The organism is Agrobacterium vitis (assembly GCF_037039395.1).
GTDB classification, from domain to species: Bacteria; Pseudomonadota; Alphaproteobacteria; order Rhizobiales; family Rhizobiaceae; genus Allorhizobium; species Allorhizobium vitis_E.
The window spans coordinates 348,334-367,694 of the sequence record NZ_CP146242.1 but is presented as its reverse complement, the minus strand read 5'-3'; the positions used below and the strand labels follow the sequence as shown (position 1 = coordinate 367,694).

At 58.8% G+C, this 19,361-nt stretch carries 17 protein-coding genes and 1 pseudogene; 11 read left to right on the top strand and 7 right to left on the bottom strand.

All coding sequences use genetic code 11. The annotated features are described in order from the left end of the window. Positions 1 to 87: 87 nt before the first annotated feature. From fabD to V6582_RS04240, 8 genes and pseudogenes are all read left to right on the top strand, one after another. Positions 88 to 1,032, top strand: a complete 945-nt coding sequence (gene fabD / locus V6582_RS04275; RefSeq protein ID WP_156632355.1) for an ACP S-malonyltransferase — start codon at positions 88 to 90, stop codon at positions 1,030 to 1,032. Between the two features lie 131 nt (positions 1,033 to 1,163). Continuing rightward, on the top strand, positions 1,164 to 1,901 hold the full coding sequence (gene fabG, locus V6582_RS04270; protein WP_015915516.1) for a 3-oxoacyl-[acyl-carrier-protein] reductase: 738 nt from the start codon (positions 1,164 to 1,166) through the stop codon (positions 1,899 to 1,901). Positions 1,902 to 2,196: 295 nt separating this feature from the next. Beyond that, positions 2,197 to 2,434 (top strand): annotated as a pseudogene (locus tag V6582_RS04265) (acyl carrier protein). Between the two features lie 244 nt (positions 2,435 to 2,678). Continuing rightward, complete coding sequence (fabF, locus tag V6582_RS04260) at positions 2,679 to 3,941, top strand: beta-ketoacyl-ACP synthase II (protein WP_070167384.1); 1,263 nt, start codon at positions 2,679 to 2,681, stop codon at positions 3,939 to 3,941. 333 nt (positions 3,942 to 4,274) lie between these two features. Continuing rightward, positions 4,275 to 5,516, top strand: coding sequence for an endolytic transglycosylase MltG (gene mltG, locus V6582_RS04255; RefSeq protein ID WP_420360195.1), 1,242 nt, complete (start codon positions 4,275 to 4,277; stop codon positions 5,514 to 5,516). A 55-nt stretch (positions 5,517 to 5,571) separates the two neighbouring features. Continuing rightward, positions 5,572 to 6,462: a YicC/YloC family endoribonuclease gene (locus V6582_RS04250; protein ID WP_156632354.1), complete on the top strand. Its 891-nt coding sequence runs from the start codon at positions 5,572 to 5,574 to the stop codon at positions 6,460 to 6,462. Positions 6,463 to 6,465: 3 nt separating this feature from the next. Beyond that, complete coding sequence (gene gmk / locus V6582_RS04245) at positions 6,466 to 7,128, top strand: guanylate kinase (RefSeq protein ID WP_156534253.1); 663 nt, start codon at positions 6,466 to 6,468, stop codon at positions 7,126 to 7,128. An 87-nt stretch (positions 7,129 to 7,215) separates the two neighbouring features. After that, positions 7,216 to 7,896 carry a class I SAM-dependent methyltransferase gene (locus V6582_RS04240; protein WP_234889710.1) on the top strand — a complete coding sequence of 227 codons (681 nt, stop codon included), beginning with the start codon at positions 7,216 to 7,218 and terminating at the stop codon, positions 7,894 to 7,896. Positions 7,897 to 7,925: 29 nt separating this feature from the next. On the opposite strand, the gene rsmA is transcribed toward V6582_RS04240, so the two are convergent. The 3 genes from rsmA to V6582_RS04225 are packed head-to-tail and all read right to left on the bottom strand — an operon-like array spanning position 7,926 to position 10,749. Continuing rightward, complete coding sequence (gene rsmA / locus V6582_RS04235) at positions 7,926 to 8,753, bottom strand: 16S rRNA (adenine(1518)-N(6)/adenine(1519)-N(6))-dimethyltransferase RsmA (RefSeq protein WP_156632352.1); 828 nt, start codon at positions 8,751 to 8,753, stop codon at positions 7,926 to 7,928. Next, positions 8,753 to 9,793 carry a 4-hydroxythreonine-4-phosphate dehydrogenase PdxA gene (gene pdxA, locus V6582_RS04230; protein WP_156632351.1) on the bottom strand — a complete coding sequence of 347 codons (1,041 nt, stop codon included), beginning with the start codon at positions 9,791 to 9,793 and terminating at the stop codon, positions 8,753 to 8,755. Before pdxA ends, rsmA begins: the two co-directional genes overlap by 1 nt. An 8-nt stretch (positions 9,794 to 9,801) precedes the next feature. Beyond that, positions 9,802 to 10,749 (bottom strand): SurA N-terminal domain-containing protein, encoded by a 948-nt coding sequence (locus tag V6582_RS04225; RefSeq protein ID WP_156632350.1) that lies wholly within the window; start codon positions 10,747 to 10,749, stop codon positions 9,802 to 9,804. A gap of 201 nt (positions 10,750 to 10,950) precedes the next feature. On the opposite strand from V6582_RS04225, the gene V6582_RS04220 reads away from it, so the two are divergent. Beyond that, positions 10,951 to 11,295, top strand: coding sequence for a hypothetical protein (locus tag V6582_RS04220; protein ID WP_156632349.1), 345 nt, complete (start codon positions 10,951 to 10,953; stop codon positions 11,293 to 11,295). A gap of 108 nt (positions 11,296 to 11,403) precedes the next feature. Here the strand turns inward: V6582_RS04220 and V6582_RS04215 are convergent, their stop codons facing one another. The 4 genes from V6582_RS04215 to V6582_RS04200 form a co-directional block, all read right to left on the bottom strand. Further along, complete coding sequence (locus tag V6582_RS04215) at positions 11,404 to 13,737, bottom strand: LPS-assembly protein LptD (RefSeq protein ID WP_420360194.1); 2,334 nt, start codon at positions 13,735 to 13,737, stop codon at positions 11,404 to 11,406. Then, a complete protein-coding gene (gene lptG, locus V6582_RS04210; protein WP_156632348.1) occupies positions 13,737 to 14,825 on the bottom strand; it encodes an LPS export ABC transporter permease LptG in 1,089 nt (362 codons plus the stop codon). Before lptG ends, V6582_RS04215 begins: the two co-directional genes overlap by 1 nt. Next, positions 14,822 to 16,006, bottom strand: coding sequence for an LPS export ABC transporter permease LptF (gene lptF, locus V6582_RS04205; protein WP_156632347.1), 1,185 nt, complete (start codon positions 16,004 to 16,006; stop codon positions 14,822 to 14,824). Before lptF ends, lptG begins: the two co-directional genes overlap by 4 nt. A gap of 225 nt (positions 16,007 to 16,231) precedes the next feature. Beyond that, on the bottom strand, positions 16,232 to 17,038 hold the full coding sequence (locus V6582_RS04200) for a phosphatase PAP2 family protein (protein WP_156632346.1): 807 nt from the start codon (positions 17,036 to 17,038) through the stop codon (positions 16,232 to 16,234). 356 nt (positions 17,039 to 17,394) lie between these two features. Here V6582_RS04200 and V6582_RS04195 point away from each other — a divergent pair, with 356 nt between their 5' ends. Next, positions 17,395 to 18,888 carry a leucyl aminopeptidase gene (locus tag V6582_RS04195; protein WP_156632345.1) on the top strand — a complete coding sequence of 498 codons (1,494 nt, stop codon included), beginning with the start codon at positions 17,395 to 17,397 and terminating at the stop codon, positions 18,886 to 18,888. A gap of 15 nt (positions 18,889 to 18,903) precedes the next feature. Continuing rightward, positions 18,904 to 19,353, top strand: a complete 450-nt coding sequence (locus V6582_RS04190) for a DNA polymerase III subunit chi (RefSeq protein ID WP_156632344.1) — start codon at positions 18,904 to 18,906, stop codon at positions 19,351 to 19,353. Positions 19,354 to 19,361: the final 8 nt, after the last annotated feature.

The following is a 19,361-nucleotide window of genomic DNA, read 5'->3' as shown; positions in this document are numbered from 1 at the left end:
CCGGGGTTGAGGCGTCGATACTGCCTCCAAGGCTTGACTCTCGGGGATAGTTTGTCAATTGGAGAGGAAAATAGCAGGGAGTACCGCATGGGTGTCGCATTTACATTTCCGGGCCAGGGCAGCCAGGTCGTCGGAATGGGCAAGGATCTGGCTGAGGCTTTTCCGGAAGCCCGCACGGTTTTTGACGAAGTGGACGATGCACTCGGCCAGAAACTGTCGGACGTGATGTGGAACGGGTCCGCCGAGGATCTGACCTTGACGACCAATGCCCAGCCGGCGCTGATGGCGGTGTCCATCGCGGTGCTGCGGGTCATGGAAGCGCGTGGTTTTTCGCTGGCGCGCAAAGTGTCCTATGTGGCGGGTCACTCGCTCGGTGAATATTCGGCGCTTTGTGCCGCCGGTACGTTCAGCCTTGCCGATACCGCTCGCCTGCTGCGCATTCGTGGCAATGCCATGCAGGCCGCAGTTCCGGTTGGTGCCGGGGCCATGGCGGCAATCCTGGGCCTTGAGCACGGCGATGTCGAAAAGGTCTGCAAGGCGGCCAGCAGCGACGGCCCGGTGCAGATCGCCAATGACAATGGCGGCGGCCAGATGGTGATTTCCGGCGCGAAGGCTGCCGTGGAAAAGGCATCAGTGCTTGCGACGGAAAAAGGCGCCAAGCGCGCCATCATGCTGCCGGTCTCGGCACCATTCCATTCGGCACTGATGGGCCCGGCAGCCGATGCCATGGCCCAGGCTTTGGCGACGGTCGAGATGAAGGCGCCTGTCGTGCCGTTGATCGCCAATGTCGTCGCCGTTCCCGTAAGCGACCCGAACGAGATCCGCCGCCTGTTGGTGGAGCAGGTGACGGGTCAGGTGCGCTGGCGTGAAACGGTGGAGTGGTTCAGCCACAATGCCGTCTCGGTTCTCTATGAGATCGGCGCTGGCAAGGTGCTGAGCGGTCTGGTGCGGCGCATCGACAAGAATATCACCGGCACGGCGGTCGGTTCGCCGGCCGATATCGAAGCGGCCCTGACCGCGTTGATGTCTTAAGCCATCTGGTTTGCGGCCCGGCGGGGCCGGGCTTCCAGCCTTGCGGCTGAAGATTGCACAATGCAGAAGTTTCTAACATGAGGCTGTCGTTTCGCAGGGCGGAACCGGGTTTCAAGCAACGAGGATTGAACATGTTCGATTTGACCGGCCGCAAGGCCCTGGTAACCGGCGCAACCGGCGGCATTGGCGAGGAAATCGCCCGCATGCTGCATGCGCAAGGCGCAATCGTCGGTTTGCATGGCACCCGCGTCGAAAAGCTGGAGGCGCTGGCCGCCGACCTCGGCGAGCGTGTGAAGATTTTCCCCGCCAATCTCGCTGACCGCGATGAAGTGAAGGCGCTTGGCGAAAAGGCCGAAGCCGAACTGGAAGGCGTCGACATTCTCGTCAACAATGCCGGCATCACCAAGGACGGTCTGTTCGTGCGCATGTCGGATGCCGATTGGGACAGCGTGCTGGAGGTCAACCTGACCTCGACATTCCGCCTGACGCGGGAACTGACCCATCCGATGATGCGCCGCCGCTATGGCCGGATCATCAACATCACCTCGATTGTCGGTGTGACCGGCAATCCCGGCCAGGCCAATTACTGTGCCTCCAAGGCTGGCATGATCGGCTTTTCCAAGTCGCTGGCCCAGGAGATCGCCGCGCGCAACGTCACAGTCAACTGTATTGCGCCTGGCTTTATCGAAAGCGCCATGACCGGCAAGCTGAACGATAAGCAGAAAGACACCATCATGGGGGCAATCCCCATGAAACGCATGGGAACGGGAGCCGAAATCGCGTCTGCCGTTCTCTACCTGGCCTCTTCGGAAGCGAGCTATGTCACCGGCCAGACACTGCATGTGAATGGCGGCATGGCAATGATCTGAAGACAAGCCAAAACCCGCTTAATTGGTCTGGGAACAACCAGAGGGCATCGATTTTCGGGCTTTCCGGCAGACTTAAACCATGTTAATCGGGCGGGGACTGTGAGCAGTCGTCCCGGAACTGGCCAGAAAATGGCCACGAAATGGAAGGTCTTGCGCCTGACCGTGAGCACGGAACGAACGTGTGCAGAGCGGGTTCAACGCAAATGCCGGCGACGTCTTCGGACCCGCGGGCGCAAAACAGGGTGGGAACGTCATCACGGCATTCCCTTTTATATTAGAGGTCGAGGAAACCGACATGAGCGATATCGCAGAACGCGTAAAGAAAATTGTTATTGACCATCTGGGCGTTGAAGCCGACAAGGTCGTTGAAGGCGCAAGCTTCATCGACGATCTCGGTGCAGACTCGCTCGACACGGTCGAACTGGTCATGGCGTTCGAAGAAGAATTCGGCGTCGAGATCCCCGACGATGCAGCTCGACTCCATCCTCACGGTTGGCGATGCTGTCAAGTTCATCGAAAAGGCTCAGGCTTGATCCTTGATCTTCCTGAGAGGGGCGGGCGTCTGTCCGCCCCCTTCAAAGGACCTGCAAGCAAAACACATGCACCTGCGGTCCTGTTTGTTTTGACGTTGTTTTCAGGTTTCACAGTCGTACCTCATCCTGGATGACGGGCAATCGGGCTGGAAATCTCTAATCCGTTGCATGTTTCACCTTCAATCGAGGCGGATTGAGGGGGCATGCGTTAGCATTTGATTGTTTGAGTGGGGTGAACGGGCGAATGAGACGTGTCGTTATCACCGGTACCGGCATGGTATCTCCTCTTGGCTGCGGTACGGACGTCACCTGGACACGGCTTCTTGCCGGCCAGAACGCTGCCCGCAAGGTAACCGAATTCGAGGTCGAGGATCTTCCGGCCAAGATCGCGTGCCGCCTTCCCTTTGGCGACGGTACAGACGGCACCTTCAATGCCGATGACTGGATGGAGCCGAAGGAACAGCGCAAGGTCGATCCGTTTATCGTCTATGCGATGGCCGCTGCTGAAATGGCATTGGCCGATGCCGACTGGAAACCCCAGACCGATGAGGATCAGATCGCCACCGGCGTGCTGATCGGCTCGGGCATCGGCGGTATCGAAGGCATTGTCGAAGCTGGCTATACGCTGCGCGACAAGGGTCCGCGCCGCATTTCTCCCTTCTTCATTCCTGGCCGTCTGATCAATCTGGCCGCCGGTCATGTTTCGATCCGCCACAAGCTGCGCGGTCCAAACCACTCCGTGGTCACAGCCTGTTCGACGGGTGCCCATGCCATCGGCGATGCCAGCCGCTTCATCGCTTTCGGCGATGCCGACGTGATGGTGGCCGGTGGGGCCGAATCGCCGATCAGCCGGATTTCGCTGGCCGGTTTTGCCGCCTGCAAGGCGCTGTCCACCCAGCATAACGACGATCCGCAAAAGGCCTCGCGCCCCTATGACAGAGACCGCGACGGTTTCGTGATGGGTGAGGGCGCTGGGATCGTGGTGCTTGAGGAATTGGAACATGCCAAGGCGCGCGGCGCCAAGATCTATGCCGAAGTGGTCGGCTACGGCCTGTCCGGCGATGCATTCCACATCACCGCGCCTGCGGAAGATGGCGACGGCGCATTCCGCTGCATGACCATGGCGCTGAAGCGCGCTGGGATGACGGCTGCCGATATCGACTATATCAACGCCCATGGCACATCGACCATGGCCGATACGATCGAGCTTGGCGCTGTCGAGCGTCTGGTCGGCGCTTCCGCTTCGAAGATTTCGATGTCATCGACCAAATCGGCGATCGGTCATCTTCTGGGGGCCGCCGGTGCGGTCGAAGCCATTTTCTCGGCGCTTGCCATTCGGGATGGTATCGTTCCGCCGACGCTGAACCTCGATACGCCGGATGTGGACAGCGCCATCGATCTGGTACCGCATAAGGCCCGCAAACGCGACGTGCGGGTGGCCCTGTCGAATTCCTTCGGGTTCGGCGGCACCAATGCATCGCTGGTGCTGCGGCGCTTCGAAGGCTAGAGTTTGCCTTAGGAAAAGCGCAAACCGGTTTTCCCGAAAAGACAATCGGCAGCCTCGAGAGCAACGGGACAACCGCTTGCACTCCTGGGACTCAGGCCTTGCTTATGCTCTCAATCCCGACCCGTCGGAAAAATAGATCCCCTGCCTTTTCTGAAGGGCAGGGGTAGAGTATGAAACTCTGCCGGGCCGATCCTGTCCCTTGGTAAGGGCAGGGTTGGGTTTGAAGGTCTGGTTTTCAGCCCCTGCCGTCGCTACAACGCCGGAAGACACGTGTCCGGAACCCGCTTTTGCCGTAATGCTTGCCCAAAAGCACCATGACCGAACAGAAGAGGAGTGCCGGTGAGCGATCGCGTCGACCAGGAAGCCAACCGTTCCAGCAACGGTGGCGAACAGCAGCCCCAAAATCAAAACCAGGCAAAAGGGCCTTTCATCCCTAAATCGCCCTCGGAAGCCCTGAGGCCGGAGCGGGTGCCGCAACCGCCGCGTCGCTCCCGGCGCGCGCGAAGCCAGGTGGTGGTGTTCCTGAATTTCGTGATGACCTTGCTGGTCTTTGCCTGCGTTGCCGCCGTGGCTGCCTTCTATTACGTCGTCTCGGCGTTTCAGGACCCCGGTCCGCTCCCGACCAACGCCAATTTCCTGGTTCGCAACGGTGCGGGCGTGTCCGAAATCGCCACCAGCCTTGAGCGCAATGGCATGATTTCCGATGCGCGGATTTTCCGTTACATGACATCGACCTATCTGCATGACGGCGATACGTTGAAGGCTGGCGAATACGAGATCAAGGCTGGCGCCTCGATGAAGGATATTCTCGAACTGCTGCGGTCGGGTAAATCCATTCTCTATTCGGTGACGCTGCCGGAGGGGCTGACGGTCAAACAGATGTTCGATCGGCTGGCCAAGGATGAGACGCTGGAGGGCGATCTGCCAAAGGCTCTGCCGCCAGAGGGAAGCCTGCGCCCGGATACCTATAAATTCACCCGGGGCACCAAGCGGCAGGAAGTTGTCGATCAGATGCTCGATGGACAGAAACGTCTTGTCGATCAGATCTGGGCCAATCGCTCTCCCGACCTGTCCTTGAAGACCAAGGAGCAATTCGTGGTTCTGGCTTCCATTGTCGAGAAGGAAACCGGCAAGGATGACGAGCGCGCCCATGTGGCTTCGGTGTTCCTCAACCGGCTGCAGAAGGGCATGCGGCTGCAATCGGACCCGACTATCGTTTACGGGTTGTTCGGCGGCGACGGTAAGCCTGCCGACCGGCCGATCTACCAGTCGGACCTGCAGAAGCAGACGCCCTATAATACCTATGTGATCAAGGGCCTGCCGCCGGGACCGATTGCCAATCCGGGCCGCGCGGCGCTGGAGGCGGTTGCCAATCCCTGGCGCACCTCCGATCTGTATTTCGTCGCGGATGGCACCGGCGGTCACGTCTTTGCATCGACCCTCGATGAGCATAATGCCAATGTCAGGCGTTGGCGCAAGCTGGAGGCGGACCGGGGTGCAGATCCTGGCCAGGCCGTCGATGGCCAGCCCGAGGCGGACCCTGACCAGGCTCCGAAGCCGGTGAAGAAAAAATAACATGATGCGGCTGGCCGGATGACCGATGAAACAGGGCGGCGATGGAAAACACACGATGACATTGCAATCGATGACCGGGTTCGCCCGCAATGAAGGTCAGATCGGCCGCTATCGTTTTGCCTGGGAGCTGCGTTCGGTCAATGGCAAGGGGCTGGATGTGCGGCTTCGCCTGCCGCCGGGCCTGGAAGACATGGAAACCGAGGTCAAGGCTGCCGTTGCCTTGCACCTGTCTCGCGGGAATGTGCAGGTTGGCCTGAGCCTGACGGCCAGCGACAACCGTATGGAAGCGGTGGTCAACCGCGATGCCCTCGATGCTGTTCTGGCGCTGCGCACTCAATTGGGTCCGGGCATCGTTTCTGCCGAACCATTGTCGCTCGATACGCTTCTGTCCATCCGTGGCCTTGTCGATCTGCGCGAGGCGCAGGACGACGGCACACAGTTGGCCGCACGGCGGCAAATGCTGCTGGGCGAACTGGAAACCGCGGTCGCCGCGCTCGCGGAGATGCGGTCGCACGAGGGACTTGCCTTGCAAGCGGTGCTGCTTGCGCATATCGGTGAAATCGAGCGACTGGCCTTGGTCATCGAGGCTGATCCATCCCGCAGCCCGGACGAGATCGCTCGACGTCTTGCCACGCAGATCAGCGCATTGCTGGCCTCCGCACCTGTTCTGGACAAGGACAGGCTCTATGCCGAGGCGGCGTTGATGGCCACCAAGGCTGATCTGCGCGAGGAGATCGACCGGCTGAAAGCGCATGTGGCTGCGGCCCGTACCCTGCTGCGCGCTGGCGGACCGGTCGGGCGCAAGCTCGATTTTCTGGCGCAGGAATTTAATCGCGAATCGAATACCATCTGCTCTAAGTCCAATTCCGCCGCGGTTACAGCGGCCGGGATCGAATTGAAGGTCGTCATCGACCAGTTCCGCGAGCAGGTCCAAAATCTGGAGTGAAACATGTCCATCGCAGCGTCCAAAAACGCCACTATTCCCAGGCGCGGCCTGATGCTGGTGATTTCCTCACCCTCGGGGGCGGGTAAATCGACCATTTCGCGCACGCTGATGGATATCGACAAGCAGATCGGCATGTCGGTCAGCGTCACCACGCGCCAGCGCCGTCCGAGTGAAATCGAGGGCGTGCATTACCACTTCATTTCGCAACGTGAATTCGAACGGCTCAAGGCTTCGGATGCTCTGCTGGAATCGGCGGAAGTGCATGGCAATTTCTACGGCACACCGCGCGAGCCGGTCGAGGTGGCAATGTCGGAGGGGCGCGACATGCTGTTCGACATCGACTGGCAGGGCGCCCAGCAATTGCAGGAGAAAATGGCCGCCGATGTCGTCTCGGTCTTCATCCTGCCGCCGACCATGACCGAGCTGCAATCGCGCCTGCACCGCCGCGCGGAGGATTCCGAAGAGGTGATCCAGACCCGGCTCGCCAACTCCCGCTCCGAGATCGAGCATTGGCGTGAATATGATTATGTCATCGTCAATGACGATCTGAATTCGGCCTTCGATGCTGTGCAGTCAATCGTCAAGGCCGAGCGCCTGCGTCGCGACCGCCGCCCGGGCCTGTTCGATTTCGTCAATAACCTGATTACGGAAGAGCCAAAGCTTTAACAAAGGGCCAAAGCTTTACAAAGGCTCAGGACTGGAGGGTCCGAAGCCAGACAGTCTGTTCCTGGTGGCATGAGGAGAGAGATGCCAATGGTGGAGAATGGTCTCGATAGCAGTTCGGGTGCGGCGATCTATTCGCCGCTGACCCTGAAGCTTTATGATCTCGTCGTGCTCGGTTTTTCCAATCGCTTCGCTTGGACATGCCCGACCCGCGCGGTGCTGCTCCCGTTCTTCAAGGCGCATCTCAGCGACAATCACCTCGATGTCGGCGTTGGCACGGGCTATTACCTTGCGGAAGCGGGGATTGGCCGGCATCAGAAGGTCAGCCTGCTCGACCTCAATCCGAACAGCCTGAAGGCGGCCGAGGCGCGCCTGGGCCGGTCTTTGGGCCGACCGTGCAGCACCTATGTCGGCGACGTGATGCGACCGCAGCCGCTGCCATCAGACTGCCGTTTTTCCTCGATTTCGCTGTTTTATCTCTATCACTGCCTGCCGGGCAGCATGGCGGAAAAGTCAGCTTCCATTACCAATCTGTCGCCCTATCTGGAACCCGGCGGGGTGATCTACGGAGCGACAATCCTCGGGGATAGCGCCGGTCATAACCACTATGGCCGACGACTGATGGCGGTCTACAACGCCAAGGGTGTTTTCGGCAATCGTCACGACACGCAGGAGGGCCTTGAGGAGACGCTCGGTGTGTATTTTCAGGATGTGGACGTCCGCCGTCATGGCCGGGTCGCCCTGTTTACCCTGCGCGTCCCGAAGGCGTGATCGGGCGCGCAGGTTTGATTGAGTAGTGGCTACAGCAGATTGGCAATCCGGCAGAATTCCTCGACCGAGAGTGTTTCAGCCCGGCGTGACGGATCGATCTCGGCGCGGTTCAGAAGCGCTTCACCGCCCAGTGGTTTCAGGCTGGCACGCAGCATCTTGCGCCGCTGACCAAAGGCGGCCTGGGTCAGTTTTTCCAGCTTGGCGATCTCGCAGGGAATGGGGGCAGGGCGCGGCGTCAGATGCACCACTGTGGATGTCACTTTCGGCGGTGGTGTAAAGGCCTGCGGCGATAGGTCGAACGCCATATGGGCCTCAGCCCGCCAGCCGCAGAGCACGCCGAGGCGGCCATAATGGTCGTCATCAGCCTCTGCCACAATCCGCTGGCCGACTTCCTTTTGGAACATCAGCGTCAACGAATCCCAGAAGGGTGGCCATTGGCGCGGCATCAGCCAGTTGATCAGCAATTGCGTGCCGACATTATAGGGCAGGTTGGCAACGATTTTCACCGGACCATCCGGCGCCATGGCCTCGAAATCGGTCTTCAGGGCATCGCCCTCGATCACCTCGAGGCGGCCGGGATAATGGTCGGAAATCTCGGCCAGCGCCGGCAGGCAGCGGCTGTCGCGCTCTATGGCGATGACCTTCTTGGCGCCCAGCGCCAGCAAGGCCCGCGTCAGGCCCCCAGGACCTGGACCGACCTCGAATACCGTCGCATTCGTCAAGTCACCGGCGGTGCGGGCGACTTTCTGGGTGATGTTGAGGTCCAGAAGAAAATTCTGGCCGAGCGCTTTCTTCGCATCCAGCCCGTGGCGCTGGATAACGTCGCGCAGCGGCGGCAATCCGTCCAGAGCGGCCATCAGACGGCCAATGCGTGGGTGAGGGCAGCCTTGCGGCTGATATCGACGGCCAGACGCAGCGCCGCGACCAGGCTGTTTTCGCGGGCAATGCCCTGACCGGCGAGGCCGAACGCGGTGCCGTGATCGGGCGACGTGCGCACGAAGGGCAGGCCGAGCGTGACATTGACCGAACCGTCGAAATCCAGGGTCTTGACCGGGATCAGTGCCTGATCGTGATACATGCAGACGGCGACGTCGTAGCGGCTGCGCGCCTCCTCATGAAACATGGTGTCGGCAGGCAACGGCCCGAAAGCATCGATCCCCTCTGCGCGCAGGATCTTGAGGGCTGGTGCAATGATCTCGTCGTCTTCGCGGCCCATGGCGCCGCCTTCGCCAGCATGCGGATTAAGCCCCGCAACGGCGAGCCGAGGCTCGGCAATTCCGAACTTGTCACGCAGGTCTGCGTGGGTGATCCGGCAGGTGCGAATGATCAGCTCTGCGCTCAGTGCTGGCGCCACCGCGCTCAGGGGCATGTGGATGGTGACGGGAATTGCCCGCAATTGCGCGCCGGCCAGCATCATGACAGGCATGACCGGTTGGCCCGTGGCCTTTTCGGCAAGAGCGGCCAGAAACTCGGTATGACCGGGAAACCCAAATCCGCCTTCATAGAGCACGGATTTGGCGACGGGATTGGTCACGACCGCGCCAGCCTGGCCTTTCAGGCAAAGATCGACAGCCATTTCGATGGCGGCGATGGTTGAGCGTGCGGTTGCAACATGCGGTTCGCCAGCCACGACATCGATACCAACAGGGATCGGCAGAACCGGAAATACGGTTTCGAAAACCTCTGCCGCGTCCTCTGCTCCGGTTTCCTTGAAAGGAATGTCCAGCCCCAGCAGTCTCGCACGGCTTTTCAGCACGGCAGGATCGCCCAGAAACAGGAATGGTGGCAGGTCGAGCGCCTTGCGCTTCGTCCATGCCACCAAGGCGATATCCGGGCCGATCCCCGCTGGATCGCCTTGGGTCAAGGCGAGGGGAAGATGCTGGCTGGTATCCGACATGATGATGCTCAACGATTGATGATCTGGGCCTTGGAGCGCAGTTCGGTCAGGTATTTTTCGGAGTTCGGATCGCCCTTGGACTTGTCTTCCTTACCGATATCCTCGGCCTTGAAAACCGCTTCGGCGGCCAGATCGTCGGAGACCTGTTTCTGTTCGCAGATCGCCAGATATTCAACCCCGCGTTCCGTAACGCGCGTACCCGTGGTGTTGCCGCTGGCGCCTTCGATCAAAGGCTTCCAGTCGTCAGGCAATTCAGGTTTCATCACCCGGCCAAGGTCGCGGATCGATACGTCGAGATAGTTCTTGGCAAAATCCATGGCCTGGTCGCAGCCGGGGAATTTGGCGCGGGACGCGTCGGCCTCTGCCTTGCGCTTGGCGGTCAAGGTGGCGCGTTTGGCGACGGGAACAACGAAAATAACCTGTTTCAGGGTGTATTCCGTCGTCACCGGCTTCTGCTTGTTTTCAAGCAGACGGGTAACCATGTCCTGGTTGCTCATCTTCGAACGCGACGCATAGCGGGCGTTGACCAGTCGCGGCCAGCTCATCTGCACGGCAATATAGGCTTTGAAATGCTCGACGCCGACGCCGGCCTTGTCAAGGATCTGGCCCATCTGCTGTGTCGACAGCTTGTTGGAAGCGGCGAACCGTCCAAAAGCCTGATCGACATCCATGGTGCTGACGGACATCCCGACCCGGGCGATTTCCTGGCGTTTCAGCTGCTCGTCGATCAATTCCTGACGGGCCTTCTTCGCGACGTCACCGGTCTCGTGGCGAAGTTTCAGGAAGGCGATCCGCCGCGCCAAATCGGTATTGGTAATCGCGGTTTTATTGACGACGACAGCCACGCCGGTATCGGCCATGGCTGGAGTGATCGCCGCTGGCGCAAAGCCTGTCACGCAAACCAAAGCCACCGTTGCAACAACAGCGGCGCGCAAAGTTTTATTGCTCAAGGTCATCACCTGTCCTTTTCCCGTGTCGCAGCGATCGAACGGCGCGCGGCACCCTCTGAATGATCGTGTTCAGGGTCTACCGTTAAAAACACGCATGTTTTTGCCCGGTAAACTCTGCGGCATAATTTCTTAAATCGGCATTGATTCAAAGAATTATGCAGCAGTCACAGCATATTGGAGAATTCCCGCTTCCAAGTGAATCGCAGAATGCTCCGTTTTTACTTTCAGGCATTTTCACCACAAAGCCGCACCGCACTTTTGCTGAAAATGCTTTATTGCAGGATCGATTGCACAAACCCTGCGGCGAAACAATGGCTTTTCCATAAGAAACGGCGCTTCAATCAACAGTGCGGCAGCGTTTCTTACAAAAAGACATCTGTTTTAAAGCGCATCTGCTCTTCATGGAACAGCAGCAACGCTCTCGCTTTTGTTTTCACGCATTTCCGGCTGGAAAAACCGGTTTCTACTTTTCCTGAAAGTGCTCAATGGCATCAGATCGAAAAGTGGGACCCGGATTTCAAAAAAATCCGATGCGAAAATAAAAACGAGTAGCATCGTGCCGATTCCAGTTTCCGCACAATGCTATTGATATTTTGGATGATCAGGAATGTCGCCCGCTGCTTTCCAGGGAAAACAGCGGGCTTCGAAAGGCAAGACTGATCAATTAAACCCGGTGACGTCGGTATCGCCGACTTTGACATCGCCCAATGTGCGGAATGTCAGGCGGGCGCCGATGGACCAGTCATTGGCGGATTCGTCGTCGTCCTTGTTCTTGTAGACGATGGAGAAGATCGTGCAATCGTCGGCATAGGACACGCCGATGCCATAGCGGTTGACGTTGTCCTTCTTCACATCCCAGGTAACCGAACCGAAGACCGACCAGAAATCGCCAATCTTGACCGAGCTGGCGTTCTGTATCTCTTCGCGATCGTAATCATAGAAGTAATGGGGCTGTGCTGCGATCTGGGTGTAGATGAAATTCGTTTGCAGCCGGTCATTGTGATAACCAATGGCCGAATCTGTCCGCTTGACCTCGAAGGTCTTTTCATCAAACCGCGCATTGACCGAGGTTGAAATGCCATAGGGCGTATCCAGCCCGACCATGCCGACATAATCGGACACTGCGGTTTCCAGACCCGATTCGTTTCCTGCCGCGACCAGGTCGGAGGAGGCGAAGGAGTTCTTGCCGGCCAGTTGGTAGGACTGCCCGAAAATACTGCGCAATGTATAGCCACTGTCGAACGACCCGGTATAGCGCACGCCGACATTGGCACGTGTGCCGCCTTCGACCCGGTCATAGCCGGAGAACTTGTCGCGCTCGAACAGGTTGCTGGCGTCAAAGACGAAGCTTTGCGCATCTTCATTCGGAAGCCTGCCAGCCTGTTGCTCGTCGGGCCGCACGAAAATCTGAGCAATCGGCTCGATCACGTGAGTGCTGCCGGGCGCGCTGATCAGCCAAGGATAGCGAACCTCAAGCCCTGCCGTTACCATCGAACGGGTCACGCCAGCAGCGTCGTTATAGTTGCCGGAATAGCTTGTTCCTGGCGAATCCATGTTATTGCCAAAGGCATCGCCACGTGCGGCGAGGATCGGTGTCAGCAACACGCCTTCCGGTGTGTCGAAGGTGCGCTTCCATTCCAATTCACCGGTCAGACGGGTCGTATTGCCCTTCAGTCCGCTGAAGCGTTCAGTGCCATTGTTCAGGGTTAGAATGTCGCTGTTATAGCGTGTCAGAGCCGTGAAGTTGATGGTTGCCGACAATTCCCCGCCCATGAACGGTTCCGGCGCATAATAGCTGTAGTCGATGGTCGGGGTGACAATCGGCTGTTTGCGCTCGGCTACATCCTTACTGTCGGCATCCTGGATGTCGAAGTAATAGGCGTGCATGTCGAAGGAATTGCGATCACCAAGGCCGGTCAGATAGACCTGATTGGTATGGGTTTTCTGGTTGAAACCTTCCAGATCGTAGGTGCGTGCGAAGTTGTTGTCGCTCTCCAACATCACATCCCAACCGAAGCTCCAGTTTGGATTGATGTCGAATTTGCCGGTCGAGCCGATCATGCCCCGGAAGGTCTTCTCGGCATCCGTGGTGCCGCTGTCGAACTTGCCCGGATTCAACTGATCGATGCCAGCGATTCGCAAGGTCGCCAATCCATCCTCGAACTGATGGCGCACTTCTGCATCAAGCAGCACGCCCTGGCTGGTAAAGCCACCCAGTTTGATCGTGGCGTCGGTCTGTGGAGAAATGGCCCAGTAATAGGGAACAACTACCCCGAAGCCGAGTTTTTGAGTCGTGCTGAATTCGGGGAACAGGAAACCCGACTTGCGCTTGACGGTATTGTCGGGAACCTCGATTGACGGGATCAGCGCAATGGATTTGCCGAACAGCTGGAAGCGAGCATTTTCCAGGCGGATCGTATGGGTCTTGCCATTCTGGATGACCCGTTCCGCCTTGATCTGCCAGAAGGGCGCACGTCCCTGTTCTGCGCACGGCAGACAGGCGGTGTAGACACCCTTGTAGAGGATCATCTGGTCGCCATTGACCCGCTCGCCCTTCTGGGCGGCAATACGGGTATTGTCCGTGGTTTCCACGCGCAGGCTATTGACGAAGCCGTTGGCGAAATCATCGGTGACGTCCATCTTGTCGGCATAGATGCGGTTACCATCAGGCTCTATCAGTTCGATATTGCCATAGGCCATCATCCGACCGGTCTTCTGGTCGTATTCAACACGCTTGGATACCATCTGGTAGCCAGCGTAATTGATCTGGACGCCGCCGACCGCAGTCACCTTCTGGGCGTCCTTGTTATATATCATTTCATTCGCTGCGAGCATGAGCTTCGCATCGGCGGGAATTTTCGGTGACACCAAACCATTGCTGGTGGCAGTCTGTGCATAAGAAAAAGGCACAGGAACGAGGGTCGCACTAAAGGCGACACCTGCCAGCAGGGCTGTGAAAAGCCGTTTTATATTTCCGCGGTCAATTGCCGCCACTAACCATCCTCCTGATGAAGCAGGATCGTCGCCCCGAGCGCTGTCGCAACGATGACAGGAACCCAGGTCGCAACGAACGGAGGCACAACGCCACTGCTTCCGAACGCCTTCACGAGCACTGTCGCCACATAAAGCACGAAGCCCGAAATGATTCCACCCAGAATCACGGAGCGTGACTGGTTGAACCGACTGAATTTGAGAGAAACAGTTGCAGCAATCAGGGTCATCGCAACGAAAAGGAAGGGAGTGGAGAGCAGCGTATGAAACTGCGTTTCCAGATTCTTCGTTGAGACGCCATAGGATTTGGCAACTGCGATTTTCTGAGAAAGTTCATAAAAAGCAACAGTATCCGGCTGTGCGAGACGCTCCTGTACAAATTCCTGTTTCAAATTGGTGCTAACTTGTGCCGAGGACTCGCGCTTGGGCGTTTCGCCAGGCTTGGTCTCGACGACATCCTTAAGCAACCAGTAACCATCTTGCAACTTCGCTGTGCGTGCATCCTGACGGGAGGTGATTCGACCCTGGCCGTCGAAGTGGATAAACACCGCCTGCATCAGCAGCGTACCGTCTTCAAGAACCGAGGTCGCGCCGATGATGGTGTCTTCCTTGCCGGTAATCTGGCGCATCCATGGCACGGAGTTCTTGTTGTTGGTGGCCTTGCCGGGGTCGCTGTATTCGGCCTCCAGTATCGCGGCCTGTTTCTGCCCGAGAGCGGCAAGCGGATTGATCAGCAGGGATGTGGCGCAGCCGAGCAGGAAAGCGCCCAGCAGGAAGGGGAACATGAACTGCCAGACCGAAATCCCCGCAGCACGCGCAATCACCAATTCGGAGCGCCTGTTAAGGGTGATCAGGGTGACCATCCCGGAAAACAGCGCGATGAAGGGTACCGTCTGCTGTAGCAGCAGCGGCAGGCGCATCAGCGTCAGCAGGAAGACGCCGAACAGTGAGGATTGCTCATTGTCGGAGAACCGGCCACTGACCTCGCTGAAGTCGATGAGGAAAATGATCGCCGCGACGCCGATCACAAACCAGAAGACGGTGATTGCATAGCGCTTGAGAAAATAGCGGCTGAGCGTGTTGAGCATCATGCGCTGCCTCCATTGTCCTGGCCGTTGGCGCTATTGGAAGCAAATCTCCGCTGAAAGGCCAACCGTGTCGCTTCGATCACGCGGCGCAGGGGAGCCGGCAATTGCGACTTCTTCTGGCGCATCAGCATCAGGGTGCCAATCGCCGCAGTGGCGAGCGGTGTCGCATACATCAGGACGATGAACGCCGCATTCGATTCGGACTTGTTGGCGGCATAGAAGGTCAGCCAGCGCAGGATAAGCGCGAAGGTCAACGCCGAGACCATGGGATGCAGTCGCGCCTCCCGGTGGGAGCGGGCGTCGCCGGCGATGGCCAGCGACATCAGCGCGAAGGCAAAGGGCAGCAGCCATTCCGTCATGCGCTTGTGCAGTTCCGCCCGGTATTCGCCCGGGTGATCCTTGTAATCGTCGTCGTTTGTATCCGGATTGAGCAGGAAGCCCAGGCTGCGGTCGCTTGGCCGCATCTTTGCCTTGCCCCGGGTTTCCGTCAGGTCGGACAGGTCGAAGGCATAGGAATCGAAGCGAACGATTGAAACCGTGCCGCCCGGTGCTTTGCGCTGCACCTCGCCGTCATGCATGATCAGGGCGGTCCCCGTGTCATCGACAGCGCCTTCGCGGGCATAATAGATCAGCGAGTAGGCCGGATCGCGGTAATCGGCGACGAACAGCCCCTTCAGGACACGCCCGGCCAGCCGCTGGGAAATCTGCACATAGAGACCGTCTTCCACCTTGCGGAAGGTTTTTTCCTCGATCACCGTCGATAGAAGGTCTGCATAGGCATTGGCGATCATCTGGCGTGCGGCAACCTTCACCTTCGGCTGCACTTCATTGGTGATAACAAGCGTGATGACGCTGATGGCCAGTGCAAACAGCAGGATCGGCCGGAGAATGACCGCACGCGACGCACCGGCGGCGTCGATGACGGCCAGTTCGGAATCGTTGTTCATCGCCGTCAGGCTCTGGGTAATGCCAATAACCAGCGCGAACGGCATGACGATGGGAATGATGGTGGGCAGAATCAACGTTGCCAGCGTGGCGAAGGAGCCGACCGACTGTCCGGTATCCGTCACGAGATTGATGCGTGCCAGGACCTGCGTTGTCCAGATGATCGCCAGCACAGGCAGAAGTGCCGTCAGGAACATCTGCGCGACACGCCGCAATATATAGGACTCAAGAAGCTTCATGCCGGATCCTGCCAATAGCGCCTATTTGCCCATCGTCAGGGCAAAACACAAGACCCGATGCTTCAATCACCTGTGCAGGACTTTTTAATGGTGCTTCTTGGCAACAGGCATATGTATGTGCCTTGTTTGCAGTTTGTCAGGGAAAAGTAGAACTCGGTTTTCCCGAAGAGACTACGCAACAACAGAATTGAGAGTCTCTCTGGTTCAATAGCAACCTGACAGAGTCTAAAGACGGGCCTGATTTCTGGCCCGCAAAAGCCCGCATCCGTTTGCCACGGCAAAGACGATGGCGAAAATCACCGGGGAAGACAGCCAGCCCAGAACCACGTCGGACAGGTAGTGCGCCCCGAAGGCCAGCCGCAGCAGTGGCGAGGCAAGCGACGCGAAGACCAGCGGCCAGCCAATGCGCCGGCGCCAGGTGGCTGGCAGCAGGGGAACGATGCAGATGATCCAGCCCGCCCCCGCGGCCTCGCCGGAAATGAAGGAACAGTTCTGGTCGCAGGCACCGGCAAAACTGCCCGCCGGTTCGAACCCATAGGGCCCGCCGAAAAACATGGTCTGGTTGGGGCGTGGCCGGCCGGACATGTCCTTCAGAAACACATTGACCAGCAGATAGGGGCCGATGGCCGTTGCCAGCAGCGATAGAACCAGCTTGACGATCTGTTCCTGCTGCCAGGCGGCGCGCGGCTGACACAGTTTGACGATCAGCGCCACCAGCACGCCGACGCCAACCACATGCGGCGTGTAGAACAGAATTTGCCTGATCGCCTTCAGGACCGGCTCGCGCGCGATGGGAAAGCCGCCGCAGATCGTGTTTGCCTCATGCGCTGTGCAATTGCCGGCGCGAAAGAACAGTTCCGACACCGCGATATCGAAGCCGGGAGCTGAATAGAACACCACCAGCAGCATCACCCAGATGGTGGAAAGCAGGGCGGCGGTGGTAAAGGAGGACCGGGTGAGATCGGGAATGCGACAGTGCCGTCCAAATATATCCGTGACGGTCAGTTGGGGTTTGCGGGCACTGGTCTTCATCGTCAAACTCTTGAGGCTCGTCACAACGCGGGCTTGCCCCGGTCCTCTTTCGCCCCGGTGCTGATTTGCATCATAGCTAGTGCTTATAGATGTTATAAGACAAAGACCAGTTGCGGGCAGGCCACGTATTACAAATCTTTACTGTATTCAGGGGTCTGAGACGGCCAAATTCGGGTCTGTCTGGGGTGCAGTGTTTTGATCGATGCCCAACCGGGGCGGGATGGGCAAATCGCTTCTTTGCGCGAGAGTGAGGACAAGAGGGCGGCCCCTGTTGCAATCATGCGCAAAACCGACATGATCGGCGCCCAAAGCAAATCGTGACAATCGCGATCAAACATGCAGTGCCGGAGTAAGCCATGTCCATGAAACTGGAAATTTCCTTTGCCCCATCCGTCTCGCTTGAGACGGGCCTGGTCCTCAGCCTGAAGGAGGCCGAGGCCACCTTGCCGGCCGGGGCGGCGATGATCGATCCGTCCGGGATTTTCGCAAAGGCCGCCGCAACGGCGAAGTTCAAGGCCAAGGCGATGTCGGCTCTCGACATTATCGCGCCAACCGGTTCTCCGGCGGATCGGCTGATCGTCATCGGAGCTGGCAAGGCTGCCGATCTTGTCGATCATGACTGGCTGCGTCTGGGCGGTGTGGCGACGGCTCATCTGAAAGGCTCGGAGAGAGCGACAATCTTTCTCGATGCGGACGGGCTGGCCGTGACGGCGCAGGCCGTGCGTGATTTTGCCATCGGCATGCTGCTGCGCGCCTATTCCTTCGACGATTACAAGACGAAGAAGAAAGACGATGACGACAAGACACCGTCTGCGGTCCAGATCACCCTGGTGACCGCTGTGGCCGACGCCGCTGAACGGTCGTTTGCCGCTGAGGGCAGGGCGGTTGTCGATGGCGTTCTTCTGGCGCGCAATCTTGTCAACCTGCCGGCCAATGTGCTGGGACCGGTGGAATTTGCCGATCGCGCCAAGGCGCTGGAAACACTTGGCGTCGAGGTGGAAATTCTTACCGAAACCGAAATGGCCAGCCTTGGCATGGGCGCGCTTCTGGGTGTGGCCCAGGGCTCGGTGCGGCCGCCGCGCCTTGCTGTCATGCAGTGGAAGGGTGGCGTGCCGGGTGGACAGCCCATTGCTTTCATCGGCAAGGGCGTGGTGTTCGACACTGGCGGCATTTCCATCAAGCCGGCGGGCGGCATGGAAGACATGAAGGGTGACATGGGCGGTGCTGCCGCCGTCATCGGGTTGATGCACACGCTGGCGGCCCGCAAGGCCAAGGTCAATGCGATCGGCATTCTCGGCCTTGTCGAAAACATGCCTGATGGTAATGCGCAGCGCCCAGGCGATATCGTCACCTCGATGTCCGGCCAGACCATTGAAGTGATCAATACCGATGCTGAAGGCCGTCTCGTGCTGTGCGATGCGCTCTGGTATTGCAATGACCGTTTCAAGCCTGCCTTGATGATCAACCTGGCGACGCTGACCGGCGCCATCCTGGTGGCGCTGGCCAATCTGCATGCCGGGCTGTTTTCCAATGACGATACGCTGGCGGACAATCTGCTGAAGGCCGGTCTTTCCACCAATGAGCGCCTGTGGCGCATGCCGCTCGGCAAGGATTACGACAAGCTGATCGATAGCAAGTTCGCCGATATGAAGAACACTGGTGGACGGCATGGCGGTTCGATCACGGCGGCGCAGTTCCTGAAGCGCTTCGTGGGCGACACGCCCTGGGCGCATCTCGACATTGCCGGTACGGCGATGGCATCGCCGAAGGACGAGATCAACCAGTCCTGGGCGTCGGGCTTTGGTGTGCGTCTGCTCGATCAGCTGGTGCGTGACGCCTATGAAGCGTAAGGGGATAGCCCGGCCTTGACCGAGGTATTGTTCTATCACCTGACCGAAACCCGGCTGGAAGATGCGCTTCCGGCGCTTTTGGAAAAAAGCGTCGAGCGCGGCTGGAAGGTTGGCGTGGAAATGCGCGATCCCGAGCGGTGCGACCGGCTGGATCAGCATTTATGGACCTTTCGCGACGACAGTTTTCTGGCGCATGGCATCAGCACTGGCGAGCAGGCGGAGGCCCAGCCGATCCTTCTCTGTCTGTCGTCAGACAATCCGAATGGGGCGACGGTGCGCTTCTATATCGACGGCGCCGTGCCGGACCTGCCGCTTGTCTATGACCGGATCGTCTTCGTGTTCGACGGTCATGATCAGGGCGAGTTGGAAACGGCGAGAGGCGAATGGAAACGGCTGAAAGGCGAGGGCCATTCGCTCACCTATTGGCAACAGAACAACCAGGGCCGATGGGAAAAGAAGGCTTAGTTGATGTT

What these genes read in the sequence shown, in the direction of transcription:
- fabD (WP_156632355.1), top strand. Translation starts at nt 88, where the DNA reads ATGGGTGTCGCATTTACATTTCCGGGCCAGGGCAGCCAGGTCGTCGGA.
- fabG (WP_015915516.1), top strand. Translation starts at nt 1,164, where the DNA reads ATGTTCGATTTGACCGGCCGCAAGGCCCTGGTAACCGGCGCAACCGGC.
- fabF (WP_070167384.1), top strand. Translation starts at nt 2,679, where the DNA reads ATGAGACGTGTCGTTATCACCGGTACCGGCATGGTATCTCCTCTTGGC.
- V6582_RS04250 (WP_156632354.1), top strand. Translation starts at nt 5,572, where the DNA reads ATGACATTGCAATCGATGACCGGGTTCGCCCGCAATGAAGGTCAGATC.
- gmk (WP_156534253.1), top strand. Translation starts at nt 6,466, where the DNA reads ATGTCCATCGCAGCGTCCAAAAACGCCACTATTCCCAGGCGCGGCCTG.
- V6582_RS04240 (WP_234889710.1), top strand. Translation starts at nt 7,216, where the DNA reads ATGGTGGAGAATGGTCTCGATAGCAGTTCGGGTGCGGCGATCTATTCG.
- rsmA (WP_156632352.1), bottom strand. Translation starts at nt 8,753, where the DNA reads ATGGCCGCTCTGGACGGATTGCCGCCGCTGCGCGACGTTATCCAGCGC.
- pdxA (WP_156632351.1), bottom strand. Translation starts at nt 9,793, where the DNA reads ATGTCGGATACCAGCCAGCATCTTCCCCTCGCCTTGACCCAAGGCGAT.
- V6582_RS04225 (WP_156632350.1), bottom strand. Translation starts at nt 10,749, where the DNA reads ATGACCTTGAGCAATAAAACTTTGCGCGCCGCTGTTGTTGCAACGGTG.
- V6582_RS04220 (WP_156632349.1), top strand. Translation starts at nt 10,951, where the DNA reads ATGCTCCGTTTTTACTTTCAGGCATTTTCACCACAAAGCCGCACCGCA.
- lptG (WP_156632348.1), bottom strand. Translation starts at nt 14,825, where the DNA reads ATGATGCTCAACACGCTCAGCCGCTATTTTCTCAAGCGCTATGCAATC.
- lptF (WP_156632347.1), bottom strand. Translation starts at nt 16,006, where the DNA reads ATGAAGCTTCTTGAGTCCTATATATTGCGGCGTGTCGCGCAGATGTTC.
- V6582_RS04200 (WP_156632346.1), bottom strand. Translation starts at nt 17,038, where the DNA reads ATGAAGACCAGTGCCCGCAAACCCCAACTGACCGTCACGGATATATTT.
- V6582_RS04195 (WP_156632345.1), top strand. Translation starts at nt 17,395, where the DNA reads ATGTCCATGAAACTGGAAATTTCCTTTGCCCCATCCGTCTCGCTTGAG.